Here is a 19,001-nt window from a genome sequence, read left to right as displayed (position 1 = left end):
ATGATTCATAACGACGTACTGCGCAGCGTGCGCTACATGCTCGACATCAGCGACAAGAAAGTCATCGAGATCATCAAGCTCGGCGGCATGGACGTCAGCCTCGAAGACCTGCTGACTTACCTCGACAAGAAAGAGGAAGACGAGGAAGGCTTCGTACGCTGCCCGGACGACGTCATGGCGCATTTCCTCGATGGCCTGGTGATCTTCAAGCGCGGCAAGGACGAAAGCCGTCCACCGCAGCCGATCGAAACGCCGGTGACCAACAACATCATCCTGAAGAAACTGCGGGTGGCCTTCGAACTGAAGGAAGACGACATGCACGCGATTCTCAAGGCCTCCGAATTCCCGGTGTCCAAGCCGGAGTTGAGCGCGCTGTTCCGCAAGTTCGGCCACACCAACTACCGTGCGTGCGGCGACCAGTTGCTGCGCAACTTCCTCAAGGGCCTGACCCTGCGCGTGCGCCTGTAGGAGCCGGCTTGCTGGCGATGGCGATCTTCAATACGCCATCGCCACCGACCCAGCGGTGGCTCGGGTTATCATGCCCACCCTCATTCCCCTTCGACCCCAAACCATGACCTACAGCGTTTCCCCCATCGGCTTCGTGCGCTCCTGTTTCAAGGAGAAGTTCGCCATTCCGCGCCAGCCGCAACTGGCCCCCGCCGCTCGCGGCGTGCTGGAACTGGTGGCACCGTTCGATCAGGGTGACGCGGTGCAGGGCCTGGAGCAGGTCAGCCACGTCTGGCTGCTGTTCCTGTTCCATCAGGCACTGGAAGAAAAGCCACGGCTGAAAGTCCGCCCGCCTCGCCTCGGCGGCAACAAGTCCATGGGGGTGTTTGCCACGCGTGCGACCCATCGGCCCAATGGCATCGGTCAATCCGTGGTGAAGCTGGACAAGGTCGAAGCCAGTCGCCTGTGGATATCCGGCATCGACCTGCTCGACGGCACGCCGATCCTCGACATCAAACCTTACGTGCCTTACGCCGACATCATCGATACAGCGTCCAACAGCATCGCCAGCGCTGCGCCGCAGATGATTCCCGTGCAGTGGACGGCTTCGGCATTGCAACAGGCGCACGGGCACGCTCAGCGCCTTGGTGAGCCCTTGGTAGAGCTGATCGAGCAATGCCTGGCGCAGGATCCGCGTCCCGCCTATCAGACACCTGCCCCGGAAAGGGAATACGGTGCGCAGTTCTGGGATGTAGATGTGCGGTGGCATTACCCCGAGCCAGGCCTGATCCGCGTACTCGAAGTTATCCCCGTATCCCTGTAGGAGCTGCCGCAGGCTGCGATCTTTTGATCTTGCTCTTGGGTCGCAATTGAAGATCAAGATCAAAAGATCGCAGCCTGCGGCAGCTCCTACGGGGATTGCATCGGGCATAAAAAAGCCCGCATGACCTTCTCAGGTCATGCGGGCTTTTGCTTTTGTAGGAGCGAGCTTGCTCGCGATAGTCGTTAACGATAACGCGTGTGTACAGGGTAAACGCGGTGCATCCAAGTCCATCGCGAGCAAGCTCGCTCCTACAAATGACCTGCGGTCATTTCTCGACGAACGCACGCTCGATCAGGTAGTCACCCGGCTCGCGCATCCGCGGCGAGACTTTCAGGCCGAAGCTGTTCAACACCTCACTGGTCTCGTCGAGCATGCTCGGGCTTCCACACAACATGGCGCGGTCGTCCTGCGGGTTGATCGGTGGCAGACCGATGTCGCTGAACAGCTTGCCGCTGCGCATCAGGTCGGTCAGGCGACCTTCGTTCTCGAACGGCTCGCGGGTCACGGTCGGGTAGTAGATCAACTTGTCACGCAGGGCGTCACCGAAGAACTCGTTCTGCGGCAGGTGCTCGGTGATGAATTCGCGGTAGGCGACTTCGTTGACGTAACGCACGCCGTGGCACAGGATCACTTTTTCGAAACGCTCGTAGGTTTCCGGGTCCTGGATGACGCTCATGAACGGCGCCAGACCGGTACCGGTGCTGAGCAGGTACAGATGTTTGCCAGGCTTCAAATCGTCCAGCACCAGCGTGCCGGTCGGCTTCTTGCTGATGATGATCTCGTCGCCTTCCTTCAGGTGCTGCAGCTGGGAAGTCAGCGGGCCATCAGGCACCTTGATGCTGAAGAACTCCAGATGCTCTTCCCAGTTCGGGCTGGCAATCGAGTAAGCACGCATAAGCGGGCGGCCGTTGGGCTGTTGCAGGCCGATCATCACGAACTGACCGTTCTCGAAGCGCAGGCCCGGATCGCGGGTGCACTTGAAGCTGAACAGAGTGTCGTTCCAGTGGTGAACACTGAGGACACGCTCGTGGTTCATGTTGCTCATGTACGTGGGACTCCTGGAGATTGGTCTGCGCGCGCTCTGCGCCTGCTCTGAAAAAAAATGAGCTGCTGTGCGCAATTGCATCGCATTCTAATGGCAGCCACAATATCTGTTAACTGGATTATTAAGATAAGGGTTATCGGTTATATAGATATGCGATTTACTCTCCGTCAACTTCAAGTATTCGTCGCCGTCGCCCAGCAGGAAAGCGTATCCCGCGCGGCGGGTCTGCTCAACCTGTCGCAATCGGCAGCGAGCACCTCGATCACCGAGCTCGAGCGCCAGTGCAGCTGCCAGCTTTTCGACCGCGCAGGCAAACGGCTGGCCCTCAACGCCCTCGGCAAACAGCTATTGCCGCAAGCAGTGGCACTGCTCGATCAGGCCAAGGAAATCGAAGACCTGCTCAACGGCAAGTCCGGTTTTGGTTCCCTGGCGGTCGGCGCGACCCTCACCATCGGCAATTACCTGGCCACCCTGCTGATCGGCAGCTTCATGCAGCGTCATCCGGAAAGCCAGGTGAAGCTGCATGTGCAGAACACGGCCAACATTGTGCAGCAGGTCGCCCACTATGAAATTGATCTGGGCCTGATCGAAGGCGACTGCAGCCATCCGGACATCGAAGTGCAGAGCTGGGTCGAGGATGAGCTGGTGGTGTTCTGCGCGCCCCAGCATCCACTGGCCCAACGTGGCACGGCGACCATGGATGAGCTGAGCCACGAGGCCTGGATCCTGCGGGAACAAGGCTCGGGCACACGACTGACGTTTGACCAGGCCATGCGTCACCACCGTAGCGGACTGAACATTCGCCTGGAACTGGAACACACCGAAGCGATCAAGCGCGCGGTGGAATCAGGATTGGGAATTGGCTGCATTTCGCGGCTGGCACTGCGCGATGCCTTCCGCCGCGGCAGCCTGGTGCCGGTGGAGACCCCGGATCTGGACCTGGCGCGGCAGTTCTATTTCATCTGGCACAAACAGAAATACCAGACCTCGGCGATGCGCGAATTCCTCGATCTGTGCCGCGCGTTCACCGCAGGGGTTCAGCGCAGCGACGAGATCGTGCTGCCCACCATCGCTTAAAGCAGGATCACCGCCCACACCAGTGCGATCATGGTCAACGCCACCAACTGCGCGGCGCTGCCCATGTCTTTTGCATTCTTCGACAGCGGGTGCAGCTCAAGGGAAATGCGGTCAATGGCCGCCTCGACCGCCGAATTGAGCAACTCGACAATCAATGCCAACAGACAGACGGCAATGAGCAGCGCCTGCTCGACACGGCTGACGTTCAGAAAGAACGAAATCGGGATCAGGATGACGTTGAGCAACACCAGCTGCCGAAAAGCCGCTTCGCCGGTGAAGGCGGCGCGCAGGCCATCCAGCGAATAACCGGAGGCGTTGAGGATACGTTTGAGGCCGGTCTGGCCTTTGAAAGGTGACATAGAGTAGGCAACTGACTGAAAAGAAGTGGGAAAGCTAGACCAAGCCGGGTCAAAAAAGCGTGAATGGTGACGCTTTAGTGGCTCGAAATTGACTCAAGTTGTTGCAGAAGCAATGCCGCCTGGGTTCGGGTCCGCACATTCAGCTTACGGAAAATCGCCGTGACGTGGGCCTTGATCGTCGCTTCCGAGACGCTCAGCTCGTAAGCGATCTGCTTGTTCAACAAACCTTCGCAGACCATGGTCAACACCCGAAACTGCTGCGGTGTCAAACTGGCAAGCCCGGCGCTGGCGGCCTTGGCTTCAGCGGAAACGCTTACCGCTTCGAACGCCTGGGGTGGCCAGAAGACGTCGCCATCGAGTACCGCTCGCACCGCTTTTTGAATGACGCTCAGGTCGCTCGACTTGGGAATGAAACCGCTGGCCCCGAATTCACGGGACTTCACCATGATCGATGCCTCTTCCTGGGCGGAGACCATGACCACCGGAATCTGCGGGTACTGACCACGCAACAGCACCAGCCCGGAAAATCCGTAGGCCCCCGGCATATTCAGGTCCAGCAGCACCAGATCCCAATCGGCCTTTTCGTCCAGGCGGGTTTCAAGTTCGGCAATGCTCGCCACTTCCACCAGACGGACCTCCGGACCGAGGCCGAGGGTCAACGCTTGATGCAGGGCGCTACGGAAAAGAGGATGGTCATCGGCAATCAGGATTTCGTATGTGGCCATTTTTCAAATGATCCTGTTTTTCAAACGAGGTGCAGCCACGGAGCTGCATCGACAGGGCGCGTTCAACGCCAATCACGTAGCTGTTCACGCAGCTATTCGTGCAAAGAAAAACGGCGTATCAAACCTGGCCGCGCCCTGATCGGCGCCAAGCATGCCCAGCGAAGCCGGGGTGGTCAAGCGACGGAGCCCCTCCAGTCGCTTGCAGTATGGACGACGCTCAGCACCTCACCGCAGCTGCGTTCTGCACGAAGGGCATCAGCTCGGCGTGTGCCGGTGTCGCAACGTTCATCTCCAGCTGATGTTTCGCATCGAGGTAATGCTGACTGAACACATCGAAATAAGCGTCCAGTGCTGACGCGGCCTCGATATCGCCCGCCAGATCGAGACACAGCGCCGCCACTTCCGCCGTGCACAGGTGCTCGCTGCGGGTCGACCGGCGCAGCCGGTACCGGGAGAGTTTTTCCGGCAGCAGGCTCAGGATCGGAAGCGCATCGAAATAGGGGCTTTTGCGGAAAATCTTCCGGGCTTCGGTCCAGGTTGCATCCAGCAGAATGAACAACGGCCGCCGGCTGCTATCGGCCTCGACACCATGGGTCACTCGCCCGGGCTCGACGTACTCGCCCGGGAAGACCAGATAGGGTTGCCATTGCGGATCGGACAGCAGCTGCAACAGTTGCTGGTCGACTTCGGTCCGCGACCAGATGAACGCATGGTTGTCACGCACCACATCGGCGATCAGCCACCCGGTATTACTGGGCTTGAACACTTCCTTATTGGTCATGATCAGGCACACCCCGGAGCGGGTCTCGACTTGCGGGCGCCAGGCACACAGGCAGTGGCTCTCGATCACACGGCAGGCACGGCAACGCGGGGCTCGCCAACCACGGGCCTGAATCGGCTTGATGCCCTCCTCTTCGCGCTGGTCGCGCAGGCGCGCGACAGCATTCAACGCAAAAGGCTTGATTGCCTGGCTCATCGCAGGCAACACCGGAAGGGGTAGAAAATCGACACAAAAACACTCTGCAAGACAGGAAGTGCCCGCAGTTTATCAGACCGGTCGGCGCAAGCCTGTACCGTCCAGGCCACCTCCCCTATAATTCGCCGCCACTGAACGCACAGTCATGTGGCTGGTCGAACCACCAGTCACTGAACCAGGAGAGTTTCATGCTGCGCCTTATCGTTCCTACCGCCGCCATTTTGCTGGCGTCGTCCTTCAACGCCCAGGCAGCTTCCTTGAAAGACATGGAACTGAGCAAAATGCTGCAAAACGTTGCCGCTCAAAGCAGCGTCGGCACTCCACGAGCGATCAACGAAGACATTCTCGATCAGGGCTATACCGTTGAAGGTAAAGAGTTGATCAACCACCTCAGCGTCCAGAGCAGCCACGCCGACAAAATGCGCGCCGATCCGAAAGCGGTTTATTTCCAGCTCGGCTCCACCGTCTGCAACAACCCGGGCTTTCGCAAGCTGATGGCCAAGGGCGCGATCATGCGTTACGAGTTCACCGAGGTTAAGACCAACCGTCCGGTCGCGAGCGAGCGCTTCCAGGAATCGGATTGCCCGAAAGCCGCACCCGCGAAGAAAAAGTAATCATTGGGAATTGGCGCGCCGCTGCTCATCCTCGGCGCGCAGTTCTGCCAACAGCGCCTGCAAGTAGCAAGAGCGTCGCTCGGCAGCCTCAAGACGCCGGCAACACTCCTCCTCGAGACTCAAATGATGGTTCTCGGCCGATGACTTCAGCAATCGATACAGTTGCGTATCGATTTCGATTTCCAGAATGACTCTCGTCATTGCTTCGGCTCCATGCGCCTCGCCCTGCGTGAGCGATAAAATCCTTCAACCGCTTGTGTCGTGCGTCCTGCCATTGACGCAAAGTTGTCATGTCACACCTGTGTGTTAGTAAATCAGAGTGATGGCGAATCAGCTTTGCGTTCAGACGAGCGGTGAAATCACCTTGCAAATCGTCAATAAGCGGTTGCCAGGAAAGACATTGCGGCGCAATGATCAAATAAGCGCAAATCCTCGCGAGCGTCTAGATTCATAGTGTTCTCGTTGAAATTTTCCGGGCAGAAAAGGGGCTGCCTGTCATGCGTCCTGTTGTGCGAACGTTTCTTTCATCCAAGGGAAAAAACAGAGCCTGTATGGATGACTCGATGGCAACTCGAGTCCGGTGGATCGCCCAGGCACGGGCCTGGGCAGACAGCGACACACGAGGTGTCGCGGCGCCGACGACTACCTTGTCGGGGCCAAGGGTTCTGTGCAGAAGGAGAAGCTGAATGCCTTACCAACCGAATGACCTCCTGAGCCGTCATTTTGAAGAAAGCGGCCACGACCTCACCAGCAAGGTCGAAGAACAACTCAACCTGGTTTCACCCAACAGCCCGAACATCCCCATCTACCGCGACATGATCCTGACCGTGCTACGCATGGCCCAGGAAGATCACAACCGCTGGAATGCCAAGATCACCCTGCAAGCCCTGCGCGAACTGGAACATGCCTTCCGGGTGCTGGAACAGTTCAAGGGACGACGCAAAGTCACCGTTTTCGGCTCTGCCCGAACGCCGATAGAACATCCGCTGTATGGCTTGGCCCGAGAGCTCGGCGCGGCGCTGGCGCGCTCGGACCTGATGGTCATCACCGGTGCCGGTGGCGGCATCATGGCGGCGGCCCACGAAGGTGCCGGCCTGGAACATAGTCTGGGATTCAACATCACCCTGCCCTTCGAGCAGCATGCCAATCCCACCGTCAATGGCACGACCAACCTGCTGCCCTTCCACTTCTTCTTCACCCGCAAACTGTTCTTCGTCAAGGAAGCCGATGCGCTGGTCCTGTGCCCCGGTGGTTTCGGCACCCTGGATGAAGCGTTGGAAGTACTGACCCTGATTCAGACCGGCAAGAGCCCGCTGGTACCGGTGGTGCTGCTGGATGCGCCGGGCGGCAAGTTCTGGCAAGGCGCACTGGACTTCATTCACCAGCAGCTGGAGGAGAATCGTTACATCCTGCCCACCGACATGAAGCTGTTGAGCCTGGTCTATAGCGCCGAAGAGGCGGTGCAGCAGATCAATCAGTTCTACAGCAACTTCCACTCCAGCCGCTGGCTCAAGCATCAGTTCGTGATCCGCATGAACCACAAGCTCAGCGACGACGCGCTCGAACACATGCAAGGCGCATTCGCCGACCTATGCCTGAGCGATCACTTCCACCAGCATGCCTACAGCGGCGAGGAACACGACGAACCGCAGTTCAGCCACCTGGCGCGACTGGCCTTCACGTTCAATGCCCGTGATCATGGACGCCTGCGGGAACTGGTGGACTACATCAACCTGCCGGAAAACTGGGCGCAGTCAAAACCCCAGGCGCAACAACGCACGCGGGAACCGTCAAAGGTTACGTGAGGCAAAAAAACGGCCCGCTATCGAAATAGCGAGCCGTTTCATTCAATCGTCCATCCCTCGGCCGCTGAACAAGCGGCTGATCATCTCCATGGAATATCCCCGATAACTCAGGAATCGGCCTTGTTTGGCGCGCTCCCTGGCGTCTATCGGTAAATGTCCGGAGAACTTGCGCCGCCAGGTATCTTCCAGTTGTTCCTGCCAGTTGATACCGCTCTCGCGTAACGCAAGTTCGATGTCAGTACGTTGCAGTCCGCGCTGGCTCAACTCTTCGCGAATACGCAAAGGGCCATAACCGGAACGGGAACGGTAGGAAACGAAACTTTCGAGGTAACGGGATTCGGACAACAGGCCCTCTTCCGTCAAGCGGTCGAGTGCGGTGTCGATCATTTCAGGAAGAGCGCCGCGCTGACGCAGTTTACGCGTCAGCTCGACTCGACCATGCTCGCGTCGCGCGAGCAGGTCCATTGCGGTTCGCCGCACTGCGACGAGTGTATCGAGTACAGCAGTCATCGGATCAATCAGACGTCCACTTCTACCAGATCATCCGCTTTCTCTTTGACCGGCGAAGCTTTGACGTCCGGTGCTGGAGACAGCAATTTGTCGCGCAATTGCTTCTCGAGGGTCGCGGCGATGTCCGGGTTTTCTGCCAGGTACTTGGCCGAGTTGGCTTTACCCTGCCCGATCTTGGTGCCGTTGTACGCATACCAGGCACCGGACTTCTCGACGAAACCGTGCAGGACACCCAGGTCGATCATCTCACCGTTGAGGTAGATGCCCTTGCCATAGAGAATCTGGAACTCGGCCTGACGGAACGGCGAAGCCACCTTGTTCTTCACGACCTTGACGCGGGTCTCGCTACCAACGACTTCATCACCTTCTTTCACCGCGCCAGTGCGACGGATGTCCAGACGAACCGAGGCGTAGAACTTCAGCGCGTTACCACCGGTGGTGGTTTCCGGGCTGCCGAACATCACACCGATTTTCATGCGGATCTGGTTGATGAAGATAACCAGGCAGTTGGCGTTCTTGATGTTACCGGTGATTTTACGCAGTGCCTGGGACATCAGACGGGCTTGCAGGCCCACGTGCATGTCACCCATTTCGCCTTCGATTTCAGCCTTTGGCACCAACGCCGCCACGGAGTCGACGATGATCACGTCAACCGCGTTGGAACGCACCAGCATGTCGGTGATTTCCAGGGCCTGCTCGCCGGTGTCCGGCTGGGAAACCAGCAGGTCGTCGACGTTGACGCCCAGCTTGCCGGCATATTCAGGGTCGAGGGCGTGTTCGGCGTCGACGAATGCGCAGGTCGCGCCGGCTTTTTGAGCCTGGGCGATCACCGACAGTGTCAGCGTGGTTTTACCCGAGGATTCAGGACCGTAGATTTCAACGATACGGCCTTTTGGCAGACCGCCAATGCCGAGCGCGATGTCCAGCCCCAGAGAGCCAGTGGAGATAGCCGGGATCGCCTGACGGTCCTGATCGCCCATACGCATTACGGCACCCTTGCCGAATTGACGTTCGATCTGACCCAGGGCCGCAGCCAAGGCTTTCTTCTTGTTGTCGTCCATTAAAGTCCTCACGTAATCAATAAGGCCTGACGGCCAACACCTGTATAAGTAGCCAGTATTATTCCACAGCGCTTGAGGATCGCCTACCCCTGATTTGAGATTTCTCCAGCGGCATGGCGCAGTAGCCCCTCTAGCGCGGCCTTCACCGTTTGTCGGCGAACCTCGTCGCGGTTGCCGGGGAAGTGCGCCACCTCGCTGAATACCCGCTCGCCAACGCCCCAGGCCAGCCATACGGTACCCACCGGCTTGCTGGGCGACCCACCATCGGGCCCAGCTACGCCACTGACCGCCATGGCAAAATGCGCGTGGCTTTTTTCCTGCGCGCCCCGCACCATCGCCTCGACCACCTCGCGACTGACCGCTCCCACCGTCGCAAACAACTGCGCGGGGACATTCAATTGCTCGATTTTCTGGCGGTTGGAGTACGTGACATAACCTGCCTCGAACCACGCCGAGCTGCCGGGAATGCGGGTAATGGCCTCGCAAATCCCGCCACCGGTACAGGACTCGGCTGCCGTGACGTGGGTATTGAGAACCTGCAGGCGCCTGCCAAGTTCAGCGGCCAGTTGGGTGATTTCTTTCACGGTCCTCTCCTGAAGGGGCTGAATGGGACTACCGTACACGAGCGGATCGCGCTTGCAAGGCTCGCAAATGATCAAAATGTGAGTGGCCAGGCCTGTTCTCGCCTGCCGTGAGCCGGACTCCGCCCGCCACCTCTCGCCAGCCATCACAGGACTTTCATGCCTGCGTCGGGTGGACCGCCCATGTTAACCTTGCGCCCATCGCGCAAAAGCCGGGCGACGCCCCTCCTTTGCCCTACACCTTTCAACGAATTTGCCTGATTATCCGATGAATAAAGCGCTCTCCGATCTATCCTCCCACACGCCAATGATGCAGCAGTACTGGCGCCTGAAAAACCAGCACCCCGACCAGCTGATGTTCTACCGCATGGGCGACTTCTACGAGATCTTCTATGAAGACGCAAAGAAGGCCGCCAAATTGCTGGACATTACCCTGACCGCCCGTGGGCAGTCGGCCGGCCAGGCGATTCCGATGTGTGGGATTCCTTACCACGCCGCCGAAGGTTACCTGGCGAAACTGGTGAAGCTCGGCGAGTCGGTGGTGATTTGTGAGCAGGTCGGCGACCCGGCTACCAGTAAAGGACCGGTGGATCGCCAGGTGGTGCGGATCATCACCCCGGGCACGGTGAGTGACGAGGCGCTGCTGGATGAGCGTCGGGACAACCTGATCGCTGCGGTGCTGGGTGACGAGCGCCTGTTCGGTCTGGCCGTGCTGGATATCACCAGCGGCAACTTCACGGTGCTGGAAATCAAGGGTTGGGAAAACCTGCTCGCCGAACTGGAGCGGGTCAATCCGGTGGAGCTGATGATCCCGGATGACTGGCCGAAAGATTTGCCTGCGGAGAAACGTCGTGGGGTTCGTCGCCGTGCGCCGTGGGATTTCGAGCGTGACACGGCGCTGAAAAGTCTCTGCCAACAATTCTCGACCCAGGACCTGAAAGGGTTTGGCTGCGAGAACCTGACCCTGGCCATCGGCGCTGCCGGCTGCCTGCTCAGCTATGCCAAGGAAACCCAGCGCACCGCCCTGCCCCACTTGCGCAGCCTGCGTCATGAACGCCTGGACGACACCGTCGTGCTGGACGGCGCGAGCCGTCGCAACCTGGAACTGGACACCAACCTGGCCGGCGGTCGCGATAACACCTTGCAATCGGTGGTCGATCGCTGCCAGACCGCCATGGGCAGCCGATTGCTGACCCGCTGGTTGAACCGCCCCCTGCGCGATCTTAGCGTACTGCTGGCGCGTCAGACGTCGATCACTTGCCTGCTCGACGGTTACCGCTTCGAGAAACTGCAACCGCAGCTCAAGGAAATCGGTGACATCGAGCGGATCCTGGCGCGGATCGGTCTGCGCAATGCCCGTCCTCGCGACCTGGCTCGCCTGCGCGACGCACTCGGTGCACTGCCAGCGCTGCAAGTGGCGATGAGCGAACTTGAAGCGCCACACATCATTCAACTGGCCAGGACCACCAGCACCTATCCGGAACTGGCGGCCCTGCTGGAAAAAGCCATCGTCGACAACCCGCCCGCGGTGATTCGAGACGGTGGCGTGTTGAAAACCGGCTACGACAGCGAGCTCGACGAACTGCAATCGCTCAGCGAAAACGCCGGGCAGTTCCTGATCGATCTCGAAGCGCGCGAGAAGGCCCGCACCGGTCTGTCGCACCTGAAGGTCGGCTACAACCGTATTCACGGTTACTTCATCGAATTGCCGAGCAAACAGGCCGAATCGGCGCCCGCGGATTACATCCGCCGTCAGACGCTCAAAGGTGCCGAGCGCTTCATCACGCCGGAACTGAAGGCGTTCGAAGACAAGGCGCTGTCGGCCAAGAGCCGCGCCCTGGCCCGCGAGAAGATGCTCTACGAAGCACTGCTCGAAGACCTGATCGCCCAACTGCCGCCTCTGCAAGACACCGCCGCCGCCCTGGCCGAGCTGGACGTGCTGAGCAACCTGGCCGAGCGTGCACTGAACCTGGACCTGAACTGCCCGCGTTTCGTCGACGAGCCCTGCATGCGCATCAGCCAGGGACGTCACCCGGTGGTCGAGCAAGTGTTGACCACGCCATTCGTGGCCAACGACCTGAGCCTCGACGACAACACCCGCATGCTGGTGATCACGGGTCCGAACATGGGCGGTAAATCCACCTACATGCGTCAGACCGCCTTGATTGTGCTGCTGGCACACATTGGCAGCTTCGTGCCGGCAGCCAGCTGCGAATTGTCGCTGGTGGACCGGATCTTTACCCGGATCGGTTCCAGCGATGACCTGGCGGGCGGCCGTTCGACCTTCATGGTCGAAATGAGCGAAACCGCCAACATTCTGCACAATGCCACCGAGCGCAGTCTGGTGCTCATGGACGAAGTCGGTCGCGGCACCAGCACCTTCGACGGCCTGTCCCTGGCCTGGGCCGCCGCCGAACGCCTGGCGCACCTGCGCGCCTACACGCTGTTCGCCACCCACTATTTCGAGTTGACGGTGTTGCCGGAAGCCCAGCCGCTGGTGGCCAACGTGCACCTCAATGCCACCGAGCACAACGAACGCATCGTGTTCCTGCATCACGTGCTGCCGGGGCCTGCCAGCCAAAGCTACGGCCTGGCAGTTGCGCAATTGGCCGGTGTGCCGAGCGAAGTGATCGTGCGGGCTCGCGAGCATCTGGGCCGACTGGAGGCCACTGCCCTGCCTCATGAAAAGCCGAAGCCCACCAAGGGCAAACCGGCCGCGCCGCAGCAGAGCGACATGTTCGCCAGCCTGCCGCATCCGGTACTGGACGAACTGGCCAGGCTCGATCTGGATGACATGACCCCGCGTCGTGCGCTCGAAATGCTCTATGCACTAAAGACACGGGTCTAACGCACTTGCCTGCAAGCTGTTAGAATCTCGCGCGGTTTGGGATGCTGCTGGCTAATAGCCTGGCCAGCAGACTATCGCTCCCGAACCTGGCGACCCCAACGTGAAGGGGCTCCGCTGCCGCCGCCTGAGGAGAAATCTAGAAATGACCTTCGTCGTCACCGACAACTGCATCAAGTGCAAGTACACCGACTGCGTAGAAGTCTGTCCGGTGGACTGCTTTTACGAAGGCCCGAACTTCCTGGTGATTCACCCGGATGAGTGCATCGACTGCGCACTGTGCGAACCCGAATGCCCTGCCGTGGCCATCTTCTCCGAAGATGAAGTCCCGGAAGATATGCAGGAATTCATTCAGCTGAACGTTGAGCTGGCCGAAATCTGGCCCAACATCACCGAGAAGAAAGAATCGCTGCCCGATGCCGAAGAGTGGGATGGCGTCAAAGGCAAGATCAAAGACCTCGAACGCTGATTGCTCCCGCGTTCCCGAAAAGGCCCCCTGCGGGCCTTTTTGCTTTTTGAAGATCTTTTGACATTGATTATTGCAGGCAAAAAAAAGGGGCGGTTTGACCCGCCCACATTTTTTTCCCTAGTCCCTGTGTTCCTTTTCATCGTCCTGATGAATCGCGTCCTGCGATGTCCTTTCCCCTCATCCTTGAAGGGCGTGTCTGTCCGTCGACACAACCTGAATACTAGAGCGTTCCCGGCCGGGAGCAAGCAGCCGCCAACGCCAGAATCCCCTGTCATATGCTCGTAACTTAATAAAATAAGTCTATGGATCAACCGGTTAAGAAGACCGCGACTGGAGAATGGAAGACTGCCACCCTGTAAAAATAACGAACACTTACAACAGGGTAAGCAAAGACTTACAGCACGAGACTACAAAGCTGAGGTGAAGTCGCAGACCAGGCAAAACCCGTTTGGAAGATAACAAAAAGCCCCGAACCAGTCGGGGCTTTTGTTGCATGCCTGGCAACTACTTATTATTGAAACAGCGACTCGCTCGATAGGCCATTCTTCTCGAGAATCTCCCGAAGACGCTTCAGGCCTTCAACCTGAATCTGTCTGACCCGTTCCCGGGTCAGGCCAATTTCCAGGCCTACATCTTCAAGGGTACTGCTCTCGTGCCCGCGCAGGCCGAAGCGGCGGATGACCACCTCGCGTTGCTTGTCGGTCAGTTCCGAGAGCCATTGATCGATGCTCTGGGACAGGTCGTCATCCTGCAACAGTTCGCATGGATCGGTTGGGCGATCATCGGTAAGGGTGTCCAGCAGGGTTTTGTCCGAATCCGGGCCCAGCGAGACGTCGACCGAAGATACCCGCTCGTTAAGGCCGAGCATGCGCTTGACCTCTGCCACTGGTTTTTCCAGCAGGTTGGCGATTTCTTCGGGTGAGGGTTCATGATCGAGCTTTTGCGTCAGTTCCCGTGCAGCCCGCAGGTAGACGTTAAGCTCCTTGACCACATGGATCGGCAACCGGATGGTCCGGGTCTGATTCATGATTGCGCGCTCGATGGTCTGACGAATCCACCAGGTCGCGTAGGTCGAAAAGCGGAAGCCACGTTCAGGGTCGAACTTCTCTACCGCCCGGATCAGCCCGAGGTTGCCCTCTTCGATCAAGTCCAGCAGCGACAGGCCACGATTGACGTAACGCCGGGCGATTTTCACCACCAGCCTCAGGTTACTTTCAATCATGCGTTTGCGCCCGGCAGGATCTCCACTTTGCGACAGGCGCGCAAAATGAACTTCTTCTTCGGGAGATAACAGAGGGGAAAAACCAATCTCATTGAGATACAGCTGCGTGGCATCGAGCGCACGCGTGTAATCAATGTACTTGTGTTGCTTTAACGAGGCGGAGTGTTTGGATTTGGCACGAACGGAAGGTGGAGCAGCCCCTTCATCATTCGACATCGAATCCGTGTCGATGCCGGTCTCCATAAGGAGAACCTCATCGTCGATGTCAAACTCCGGCACTTCTTTACTGAGAGCCATTGTTATAGTCCTTTGGTGAGTTCGACCCCAAGCTCAAGCGGCGCCTTTATCCTTGGCAACGCTGGAGCCTGTCCCCTCTACGTGACGGAACAGGCTGGATAGCGATCAACGCCGTGGCAGGAATTGCAGCGGATCTACAGGCTTACCTTGTCGGCGAATCTCAAAGTGCAGTTTCACCCGGTCCGTGCCCGTTGACCCCATTTCGGCAATTGTCTGTCCGACCTTGACCTGCTGCCCCTCCTGAACCAACAGCCTGCGGTTATGTCCGTAGGCACTGACGTAGGTATCGCTGTGTTTGATGATGACTAATTCGCCGTAGCCCCTTAAGCCACTCCCGGCGTATACCACCGTCCCATCAGACGCAGCTAAAACAGGCTGTCCCAAATCCCCGGCGATATCAATTCCTTTATTCAAACTCCCGTTTGAAGAGAATTTACCAATGAGAATGCCATTAGATGGCCACCCCCAGCCTGTCGGGGCGGGACCCGCCGCGGGCATCGGAACGGCTGCAGGTTTGTTCGCGACGGACGGTACAACCACCGCCGTACTGGTGGTCGCACCGGTAGCGGGACGACGGAAGACCGTGGTTTTACTCGATGACGAAGGCGTTGAACTGGACGAACTGACCAGGGTGGTCGGCGTTGAACCGGTGCGACCATCGAAGCGAATCGTCTGACCCGGATGGATCGTGTAGGGCGCAGGAATGTTGTTGCGTGCAGCCAGCGCCTTGTAGTCCCAACCATAGCGAAAGGCGATGGAGAACAGAGTGTCCTTGGGGCGGACGACGTATTGACCCGTCGTCACGGCCGGACGCTGCGCGACGGAATTGTTGCGATCGATGACGCGCACATCGCTCGACTTGTTGCTGGAACAACCAACCAGCAAGGTGCTCAAGACGAGGCCAGTCACCAGGCGCTGAAAGCTCGTTATACCCATTCGGTGCGCAATGACTGTGAGACTCACCCGCCGCTCCCTTTGTGGTGGCTGAAAATGTGGATTGCCGTGTTACGGCACGAAATGTCGCAAGTATAACGGGCCGTGCAGGCTTTACCTTTAATGACGCAGGCACACGTTTGCTACCTGACGATAAATCCCGTTAATGGATCGTTGCCGCTGTAAGACAGGGGCAATCGAAGAGAATTCAGCGCGCCGAAACAAATGCTCAGGCCAGAGGCCCATTGAGCAATGGAACGAAGCGCACAGACCCGAGAACGCGTCTGGAGAAACCCTGTTCTTCGCGAATGATCAACATCAATTGTTGAACCTCACCGGACCCGACCGGGATCACCAATCGCCCCCCCGGCGCCAACTGATCGAGCAACGCCTGGGGCACTTCGGTCGCCACTGCGGTGACAATAATGCCGTTGTACGGCGCCAGCGCCGGCCAGCCCTCCCAGCCATCGCCCCAGCGACACACCACGTTGCGCAAGTTGAGCTCGACCAGGCGTTCCTTGGCCCGGTCCTGCAGCACCTTGATGCGCTCGACCGAAAACACCCGCTCGACCAGTTGCGACAGGATCGCGGTCTGATAACCCGACCCCGTGCCTATTTCCATGACCTTGTCCAGAGGACCTGCCTCCAGCAGCAGCTCGCTCATGCGAGCGACCATGTAAGGCTGGGAGATGGTCTGGTTGTTCCCGATCGGCAACGCCGTGTCTTCATAGGCACGGTGGGCCAGCGCCTCGTCGACGAACAGGTGACGCGGCGTACGGCGAATCACCTCCAGCACCTTGGCGTTGGAGATGCCCTCCTCATACAAACGCTGAATCAGGCGCTCACGGGTCCGTTGTGAGGTCATCCCGATGCCGCGATGCATAGGGTCTTGTTCACGAGCCATCAGCGCAGCCCCTCCAGCCAGCCATCAAGACTTCTGAAGGCATCATTGAAGGTGCGATCCAGTTGCAGTGGGGTGATTGAAACATAGCCTTGCATGACCGCATGGAAGTCGGTGCCCGGACCGCCATCTTCGGCGTCCCCCGCCGCGGCGATCCAGTAACCGGATTTGCCGCGCGGATCGACCACTTTCAACGGTGCCGCAGCGCGGGCGCGATGGCCGAGGCGAGTCAATTGTATTCCGCGGATGTGGTCCAGCGGCAAATTGGGAATGTTCACGTTCAGCACCGTGCGCGGTGGCAGTTCGAGGTCCGCGTGAGCCTCTACCAGTTTGCGCGCAAAATAAGCGGCGGTGGAAAGGTTCTCCACTTGCCGTGAGACAAACGAAAAGGCGAACGAAGGACGTTCCAGGAAGCGTCCTTCCAGGGCTGCAGCCACGGTGCCGGAATACAGCACGTCGTCCCCCAGGTTGGCACCCAGGTTGATCCCGGAAACCACCATGTCCGGTGCTTGCTCCAGTAAACCGTTGAGCCCCAGGTGTACGCAATCGGTGGGCGTGCCGTTAAGGCTGATAAAGCCATTGGCCAGGGTTTGCGGGTGCAACGGACGGTCGAGCGTCAGCGAACTGCTGGCGCCGCTCTTGTCCTGGTCCGGGGCGATAACCACGCACTCGGTGTAATCCGCCAGCGCAGCATAAAGCGCGGCTAGACCGGGTGCGGTTACCCCATCGTCGTTAGAAATCAGAATACGCATGGGCTGTCCGTCTGCCCCACCGGCACCAGATCCACGAGTTCGCGCACCAATACGGTGGCGAAGCATCCGGCCGGGAGGACGAATTCCAGTTGCAGAATGTCAGGCTCGGGATAATGCCACGTCAACCCACCAATGGGCAGCCGCAGGATGCGACGTTCGTGGCTCATTCCGGCGTTAATCAACCAATCGCGAAGATCCGCCTCGCGTGCGGCGATTGCCTGCTCCAGTTCATGGACAGCGCCCGAGGCCGGCGAGTCACCTTCGCCCCACTGCGGACCGGTCGGGTGCAGGTCGAGAATCGCCAGACGCGGGTCGCTGCACTCGGCCTCGCCGGCGGGAAAGAAACTGCGGCTGTCCGTAAACGCCAGCAGATCCCCGACCTGGGCGCGCTGCCAGGTGCCATCGGCGACACGCGCCGCCAACACTTGGTTAAACAGAAAACTACGGGCCGTTGAGAGCAGGCGCGAACGCACGTTGCGCTGCTCCGGCAACGCCTTGCGCGCGGCCCAGGCACGGGCATCGACCACGTTGCCGCCGTCAAACCCGAAGCGCTGGGCACCGAAATAATTGGGAATACCTTGCTTGGCAATCAGCTGCAGACGCTCTTCAATGGCCGCCTTGTCGCCCGCGAACTGTGTCAGGCGCAAGGTGAAGCCGTTGGCCGAATGGGCACCGCGCTGCAGCTTGCGTTTGTGCCGGCCGGTCTTGAGGATTTTCAACGTGTCGTTTTCTGCCGGCGACAAATCCGGATCGGCCTTGCCCGGCAGCTGTACGCTGAACCACTGACGCGTCAGTGCCTGACGATCCTTGAGGCCTGCGTAGCTGACGGTGCGCAAGGGCACACCCGCTGCCTTGGCGATCCGCCGTGCCGCTTCTTCGGTATTCAGCCCGCGCTTCTCCACCCAGATCCACAGGTGCTCGCCATCGCCACTGAGGGGGATATCGAGGACTTCATCGACCTGAAAATCTTCCGCCGTCGCTTTCAGTACGGCGCTGCCGAGGGCTTCACCGTAGGCCCGCGGACCGAGCAATTGCAGGTCGTTCATGCGCGCAGCAACAAAGCAACGGCATGCACGGCGATGCCTTCTTCGCGACCGACGAAGCCGAGCTTTTCGGTGGTGGTGGCTTTTACGTTCACTTGATCCAACTCAACTTGAAGATCCGCGGCAATCAGCGCGCGCATCGATTCGATATGGGGGGCCATTTTTGGCGCCTGGGCGACGATGGTGTTATCGACGTTGCCGACTTTCCAGCCCTTGGCGTGGATCAGTGCGACGACATGGCGCAACAGCACGCGGCTGTCGGCGCCCTTGAATGTCGGGTCGGTATCCGGGAAGTGCTTGCCGATATCACCCAACGCAGCGGCGCCGAGCAAGGCGTCGCTCAAGGCGTGCAGCAGGACGTCACCGTCGGAATGAGCGAGCAGCCCGAAGCCGTGTGCAATCCGCACGCCGCCCAGAGTAATGAAATCGCCTTCAGCGAAACGGTGCACATCATAGCCGTGGCCAATACGCATAAAAAAACGCCCCGATTTTTGTCAGGGCGTGATTCTACCTGCA

22 protein-coding genes are annotated in these 19,001 nt (G+C 59.1%); 8 read left to right on the top strand and 14 right to left on the bottom strand.

Features of this window, described 5'->3' with window-relative positions; all coding sequences use genetic code 11:
• Both ACA062_RS05465 and tsaA read left to right on the top strand, forming a co-directional pair.
• The gene (locus ACA062_RS05465; protein ID WP_497455526.1) at positions 1-468 is read left to right on the top strand and encodes a YehS family protein; all 468 of its coding nucleotides are present in this window, start codon (positions 1-3) and stop codon (positions 466-468) included.
• 103 nt (positions 469-571) lie between these two features.
• Positions 572-1,270 (top strand): tRNA (N6-threonylcarbamoyladenosine(37)-N6)-methyltransferase TrmO, encoded by a 699-nt coding sequence (gene tsaA, locus ACA062_RS05460; RefSeq protein WP_497455525.1) that lies wholly within the window; start codon positions 572-574, stop codon positions 1,268-1,270.
• 265 nt (positions 1,271-1,535) lie between these two features.
• Here the strand turns inward: tsaA and fpr are convergent, their stop codons facing one another.
• Entirely contained in the window at positions 1,536-2,315 is a 780-nt protein-coding gene (gene fpr / locus ACA062_RS05455) for a ferredoxin-NADP reductase (protein ID WP_008054100.1), read from the bottom strand.
• A 150-nt stretch (positions 2,316-2,465) separates the two neighbouring features.
• On the opposite strand from fpr, the gene ACA062_RS05450 reads away from it, so the two are divergent.
• Positions 2,466-3,392 carry a LysR family transcriptional regulator gene (locus ACA062_RS05450; RefSeq protein WP_497455524.1) on the top strand — a complete coding sequence of 309 codons (927 nt, stop codon included), beginning with the start codon at positions 2,466-2,468 and terminating at the stop codon, positions 3,390-3,392.
• Here the strand turns inward: ACA062_RS05450 and ACA062_RS05445 are convergent.
• Positions 3,389-3,751 carry a diacylglycerol kinase gene (locus ACA062_RS05445; protein WP_008030027.1) on the bottom strand — a complete coding sequence of 121 codons (363 nt, stop codon included), beginning with the start codon at positions 3,749-3,751 and terminating at the stop codon, positions 3,389-3,391. The genes ACA062_RS05450 and ACA062_RS05445 overlap by 4 nt on opposite strands.
• A gap of 74 nt (positions 3,752-3,825) precedes the next feature.
• Complete coding sequence (gene erdR / locus ACA062_RS05440; protein WP_150767044.1) at positions 3,826-4,476, bottom strand: response regulator transcription factor ErdR; 651 nt, start codon at positions 4,474-4,476, stop codon at positions 3,826-3,828.
• Here erdR and ACA062_RS05435 point away from each other — a divergent pair.
• The gene (locus ACA062_RS05435; protein ID WP_497455523.1) at positions 4,469-4,615 is read left to right on the top strand and encodes a hypothetical protein; all 147 of its coding nucleotides are present in this window, start codon (positions 4,469-4,471) and stop codon (positions 4,613-4,615) included. The two genes, erdR and ACA062_RS05435, sit on opposite strands and share 8 nt — an antisense overlap.
• Before the next feature lie 78 nt (positions 4,616-4,693).
• On the opposite strand, the gene ACA062_RS05430 is transcribed toward ACA062_RS05435, so the two are convergent.
• Positions 4,694-5,452, bottom strand: a complete 759-nt coding sequence (locus ACA062_RS05430; RefSeq protein WP_497455522.1) for a tRNA-uridine aminocarboxypropyltransferase — start codon at positions 5,450-5,452, stop codon at positions 4,694-4,696.
• 188 nt (positions 5,453-5,640) lie between these two features.
• Here ACA062_RS05430 and ACA062_RS05425 point away from each other — a divergent pair, with 188 nt between their 5' ends.
• Complete coding sequence (locus ACA062_RS05425; RefSeq protein WP_128872805.1) at positions 5,641-6,066, top strand: quorum-sensing-regulated virulence factor family protein; 426 nt, start codon at positions 5,641-5,643, stop codon at positions 6,064-6,066.
• Here the strand turns inward: ACA062_RS05425 and ACA062_RS05420 are convergent, their stop codons facing one another.
• Positions 6,067-6,267 (bottom strand): hypothetical protein, encoded by a 201-nt coding sequence (locus ACA062_RS05420; RefSeq protein WP_064676132.1) that lies wholly within the window; start codon positions 6,265-6,267, stop codon positions 6,067-6,069. It lies immediately after the preceding gene.
• A gap of 485 nt (positions 6,268-6,752) precedes the next feature.
• Between ACA062_RS05420 and ACA062_RS05415 the strand changes: the two genes are divergently transcribed.
• A complete protein-coding gene (locus tag ACA062_RS05415; protein ID WP_497455521.1) occupies positions 6,753-7,871 on the top strand; it encodes an LOG family protein in 1,119 nt (372 codons plus the stop codon).
• A gap of 42 nt (positions 7,872-7,913) precedes the next feature.
• Here ACA062_RS05415 and recX read toward each other — a convergent pair whose 3' ends face one another.
• From recX to ACA062_RS05400, 3 genes are all read right to left on the bottom strand, one after another.
• A complete protein-coding gene (recX, locus tag ACA062_RS05410; protein ID WP_046046277.1) occupies positions 7,914-8,381 on the bottom strand; it encodes a recombination regulator RecX in 468 nt (155 codons plus the stop codon).
• An 8-nt stretch (positions 8,382-8,389) separates the two neighbouring features.
• Positions 8,390-9,442, bottom strand: coding sequence for a recombinase RecA (recA, locus tag ACA062_RS05405; protein WP_338921963.1), 1,053 nt, complete (start codon positions 9,440-9,442; stop codon positions 8,390-8,392).
• An 83-nt stretch (positions 9,443-9,525) separates the two neighbouring features.
• A complete protein-coding gene (locus ACA062_RS05400; protein ID WP_497455520.1) occupies positions 9,526-10,026 on the bottom strand; it encodes a CinA family protein in 501 nt (166 codons plus the stop codon).
• A gap of 265 nt (positions 10,027-10,291) precedes the next feature.
• Between ACA062_RS05400 and mutS the strand changes: the two genes are divergently transcribed.
• Together mutS and fdxA are read left to right on the top strand one after the other, a co-directional pair.
• The gene (gene mutS, locus ACA062_RS05395; protein ID WP_497455519.1) at positions 10,292-12,871 is read left to right on the top strand and encodes a DNA mismatch repair protein MutS; all 2,580 of its coding nucleotides are present in this window, start codon (positions 10,292-10,294) and stop codon (positions 12,869-12,871) included.
• A gap of 142 nt (positions 12,872-13,013) precedes the next feature.
• Positions 13,014-13,337, top strand: a complete 324-nt coding sequence (fdxA, locus tag ACA062_RS05390) for a ferredoxin FdxA (RefSeq protein ID WP_003222178.1) — start codon at positions 13,014-13,016, stop codon at positions 13,335-13,337.
• A gap of 511 nt (positions 13,338-13,848) precedes the next feature.
• Here the strand turns inward: fdxA and rpoS are convergent.
• From rpoS to ispF, 6 genes are all read right to left on the bottom strand, one after another.
• Entirely contained in the window at positions 13,849-14,856 is a 1,008-nt protein-coding gene (gene rpoS / locus ACA062_RS05385; protein WP_138964496.1) for an RNA polymerase sigma factor RpoS, read from the bottom strand.
• A gap of 105 nt (positions 14,857-14,961) precedes the next feature.
• The gene (locus ACA062_RS05380) at positions 14,962-15,819 is read right to left on the bottom strand and encodes a peptidoglycan DD-metalloendopeptidase family protein (RefSeq protein ID WP_497455518.1); all 858 of its coding nucleotides are present in this window, start codon (positions 15,817-15,819) and stop codon (positions 14,962-14,964) included.
• Between the two features lie 199 nt (positions 15,820-16,018).
• Positions 16,019-16,654 (bottom strand): protein-L-isoaspartate(D-aspartate) O-methyltransferase, encoded by a 636-nt coding sequence (locus ACA062_RS05375; protein WP_497457364.1) that lies wholly within the window; start codon positions 16,652-16,654, stop codon positions 16,019-16,021.
• A 38-nt stretch (positions 16,655-16,692) separates the two neighbouring features.
• Positions 16,693-17,442, bottom strand: coding sequence for a 5'/3'-nucleotidase SurE (gene surE / locus ACA062_RS05370; RefSeq protein ID WP_497455517.1), 750 nt, complete (start codon positions 17,440-17,442; stop codon positions 16,693-16,695).
• A complete protein-coding gene (gene truD / locus ACA062_RS05365; protein WP_497455516.1) occupies positions 17,430-18,488 on the bottom strand; it encodes a tRNA pseudouridine(13) synthase TruD in 1,059 nt (352 codons plus the stop codon). Before truD ends, surE begins: the two co-directional genes overlap by 13 nt.
• Positions 18,485-18,958, bottom strand: a complete 474-nt coding sequence (gene ispF / locus ACA062_RS05360) for a 2-C-methyl-D-erythritol 2,4-cyclodiphosphate synthase (RefSeq protein WP_309676889.1) — start codon at positions 18,956-18,958, stop codon at positions 18,485-18,487. Before ispF ends, truD begins: the two co-directional genes overlap by 4 nt.
• Positions 18,959-19,001 lie beyond the last annotated feature (43 nt).

The sequence above is a fragment of the Pseudomonas sp. LBUM1679 genome (assembly GCF_059695565.1).
This window is presented reverse-complemented; position numbering and strand designations above follow the sequence as displayed.

What these genes read in the sequence shown, in the direction of transcription:
- ACA062_RS05465 (WP_497455526.1), top strand. Translation starts at nt 1, where the DNA reads ATGATTCATAACGACGTACTGCGCAGCGTGCGCTACATGCTCGACATC.
- tsaA (WP_497455525.1), top strand. Translation starts at nt 572, where the DNA reads ATGACCTACAGCGTTTCCCCCATCGGCTTCGTGCGCTCCTGTTTCAAG.
- fpr (WP_008054100.1), bottom strand. Translation starts at nt 2,315, where the DNA reads ATGAGCAACATGAACCACGAGCGTGTCCTCAGTGTTCACCACTGGAAC.
- ACA062_RS05450 (WP_497455524.1), top strand. Translation starts at nt 2,466, where the DNA reads ATGCGATTTACTCTCCGTCAACTTCAAGTATTCGTCGCCGTCGCCCAG.
- ACA062_RS05445 (WP_008030027.1), bottom strand. Translation starts at nt 3,751, where the DNA reads ATGTCACCTTTCAAAGGCCAGACCGGCCTCAAACGTATCCTCAACGCC.
- erdR (WP_150767044.1), bottom strand. Translation starts at nt 4,476, where the DNA reads ATGGCCACATACGAAATCCTGATTGCCGATGACCATCCTCTTTTCCGT.
- ACA062_RS05430 (WP_497455522.1), bottom strand. Translation starts at nt 5,452, where the DNA reads ATGAGCCAGGCAATCAAGCCTTTTGCGTTGAATGCTGTCGCGCGCCTG.
- ACA062_RS05425 (WP_128872805.1), top strand. Translation starts at nt 5,641, where the DNA reads ATGCTGCGCCTTATCGTTCCTACCGCCGCCATTTTGCTGGCGTCGTCC.
- ACA062_RS05420 (WP_064676132.1), bottom strand. Translation starts at nt 6,267, where the DNA reads ATGACGAGAGTCATTCTGGAAATCGAAATCGATACGCAACTGTATCGA.
- ACA062_RS05415 (WP_497455521.1), top strand. Translation starts at nt 6,753, where the DNA reads ATGCCTTACCAACCGAATGACCTCCTGAGCCGTCATTTTGAAGAAAGC.
- recX (WP_046046277.1), bottom strand. Translation starts at nt 8,381, where the DNA reads ATGACTGCTGTACTCGATACACTCGTCGCAGTGCGGCGAACCGCAATG.
- recA (WP_338921963.1), bottom strand. Translation starts at nt 9,442, where the DNA reads ATGGACGACAACAAGAAGAAAGCCTTGGCTGCGGCCCTGGGTCAGATC.
- mutS (WP_497455519.1), top strand. Translation starts at nt 10,292, where the DNA reads ATGAATAAAGCGCTCTCCGATCTATCCTCCCACACGCCAATGATGCAG.
- fdxA (WP_003222178.1), top strand. Translation starts at nt 13,014, where the DNA reads ATGACCTTCGTCGTCACCGACAACTGCATCAAGTGCAAGTACACCGAC.
- rpoS (WP_138964496.1), bottom strand. Translation starts at nt 14,856, where the DNA reads ATGGCTCTCAGTAAAGAAGTGCCGGAGTTTGACATCGACGATGAGGTT.
- ACA062_RS05375 (WP_497457364.1), bottom strand. Translation starts at nt 16,654, where the DNA reads ATGACCTCACAACGGACCCGTGAGCGCCTGATTCAGCGTTTGTATGAG.
- surE (WP_497455517.1), bottom strand. Translation starts at nt 17,442, where the DNA reads ATGCGTATTCTGATTTCTAACGACGATGGGGTAACCGCACCCGGTCTA.
- truD (WP_497455516.1), bottom strand. Translation starts at nt 18,488, where the DNA reads ATGAACGACCTGCAATTGCTCGGTCCGCGGGCCTACGGTGAAGCCCTC.
- ispF (WP_309676889.1), bottom strand. Translation starts at nt 18,958, where the DNA reads ATGCGTATTGGCCACGGCTATGATGTGCACCGTTTCGCTGAAGGCGAT.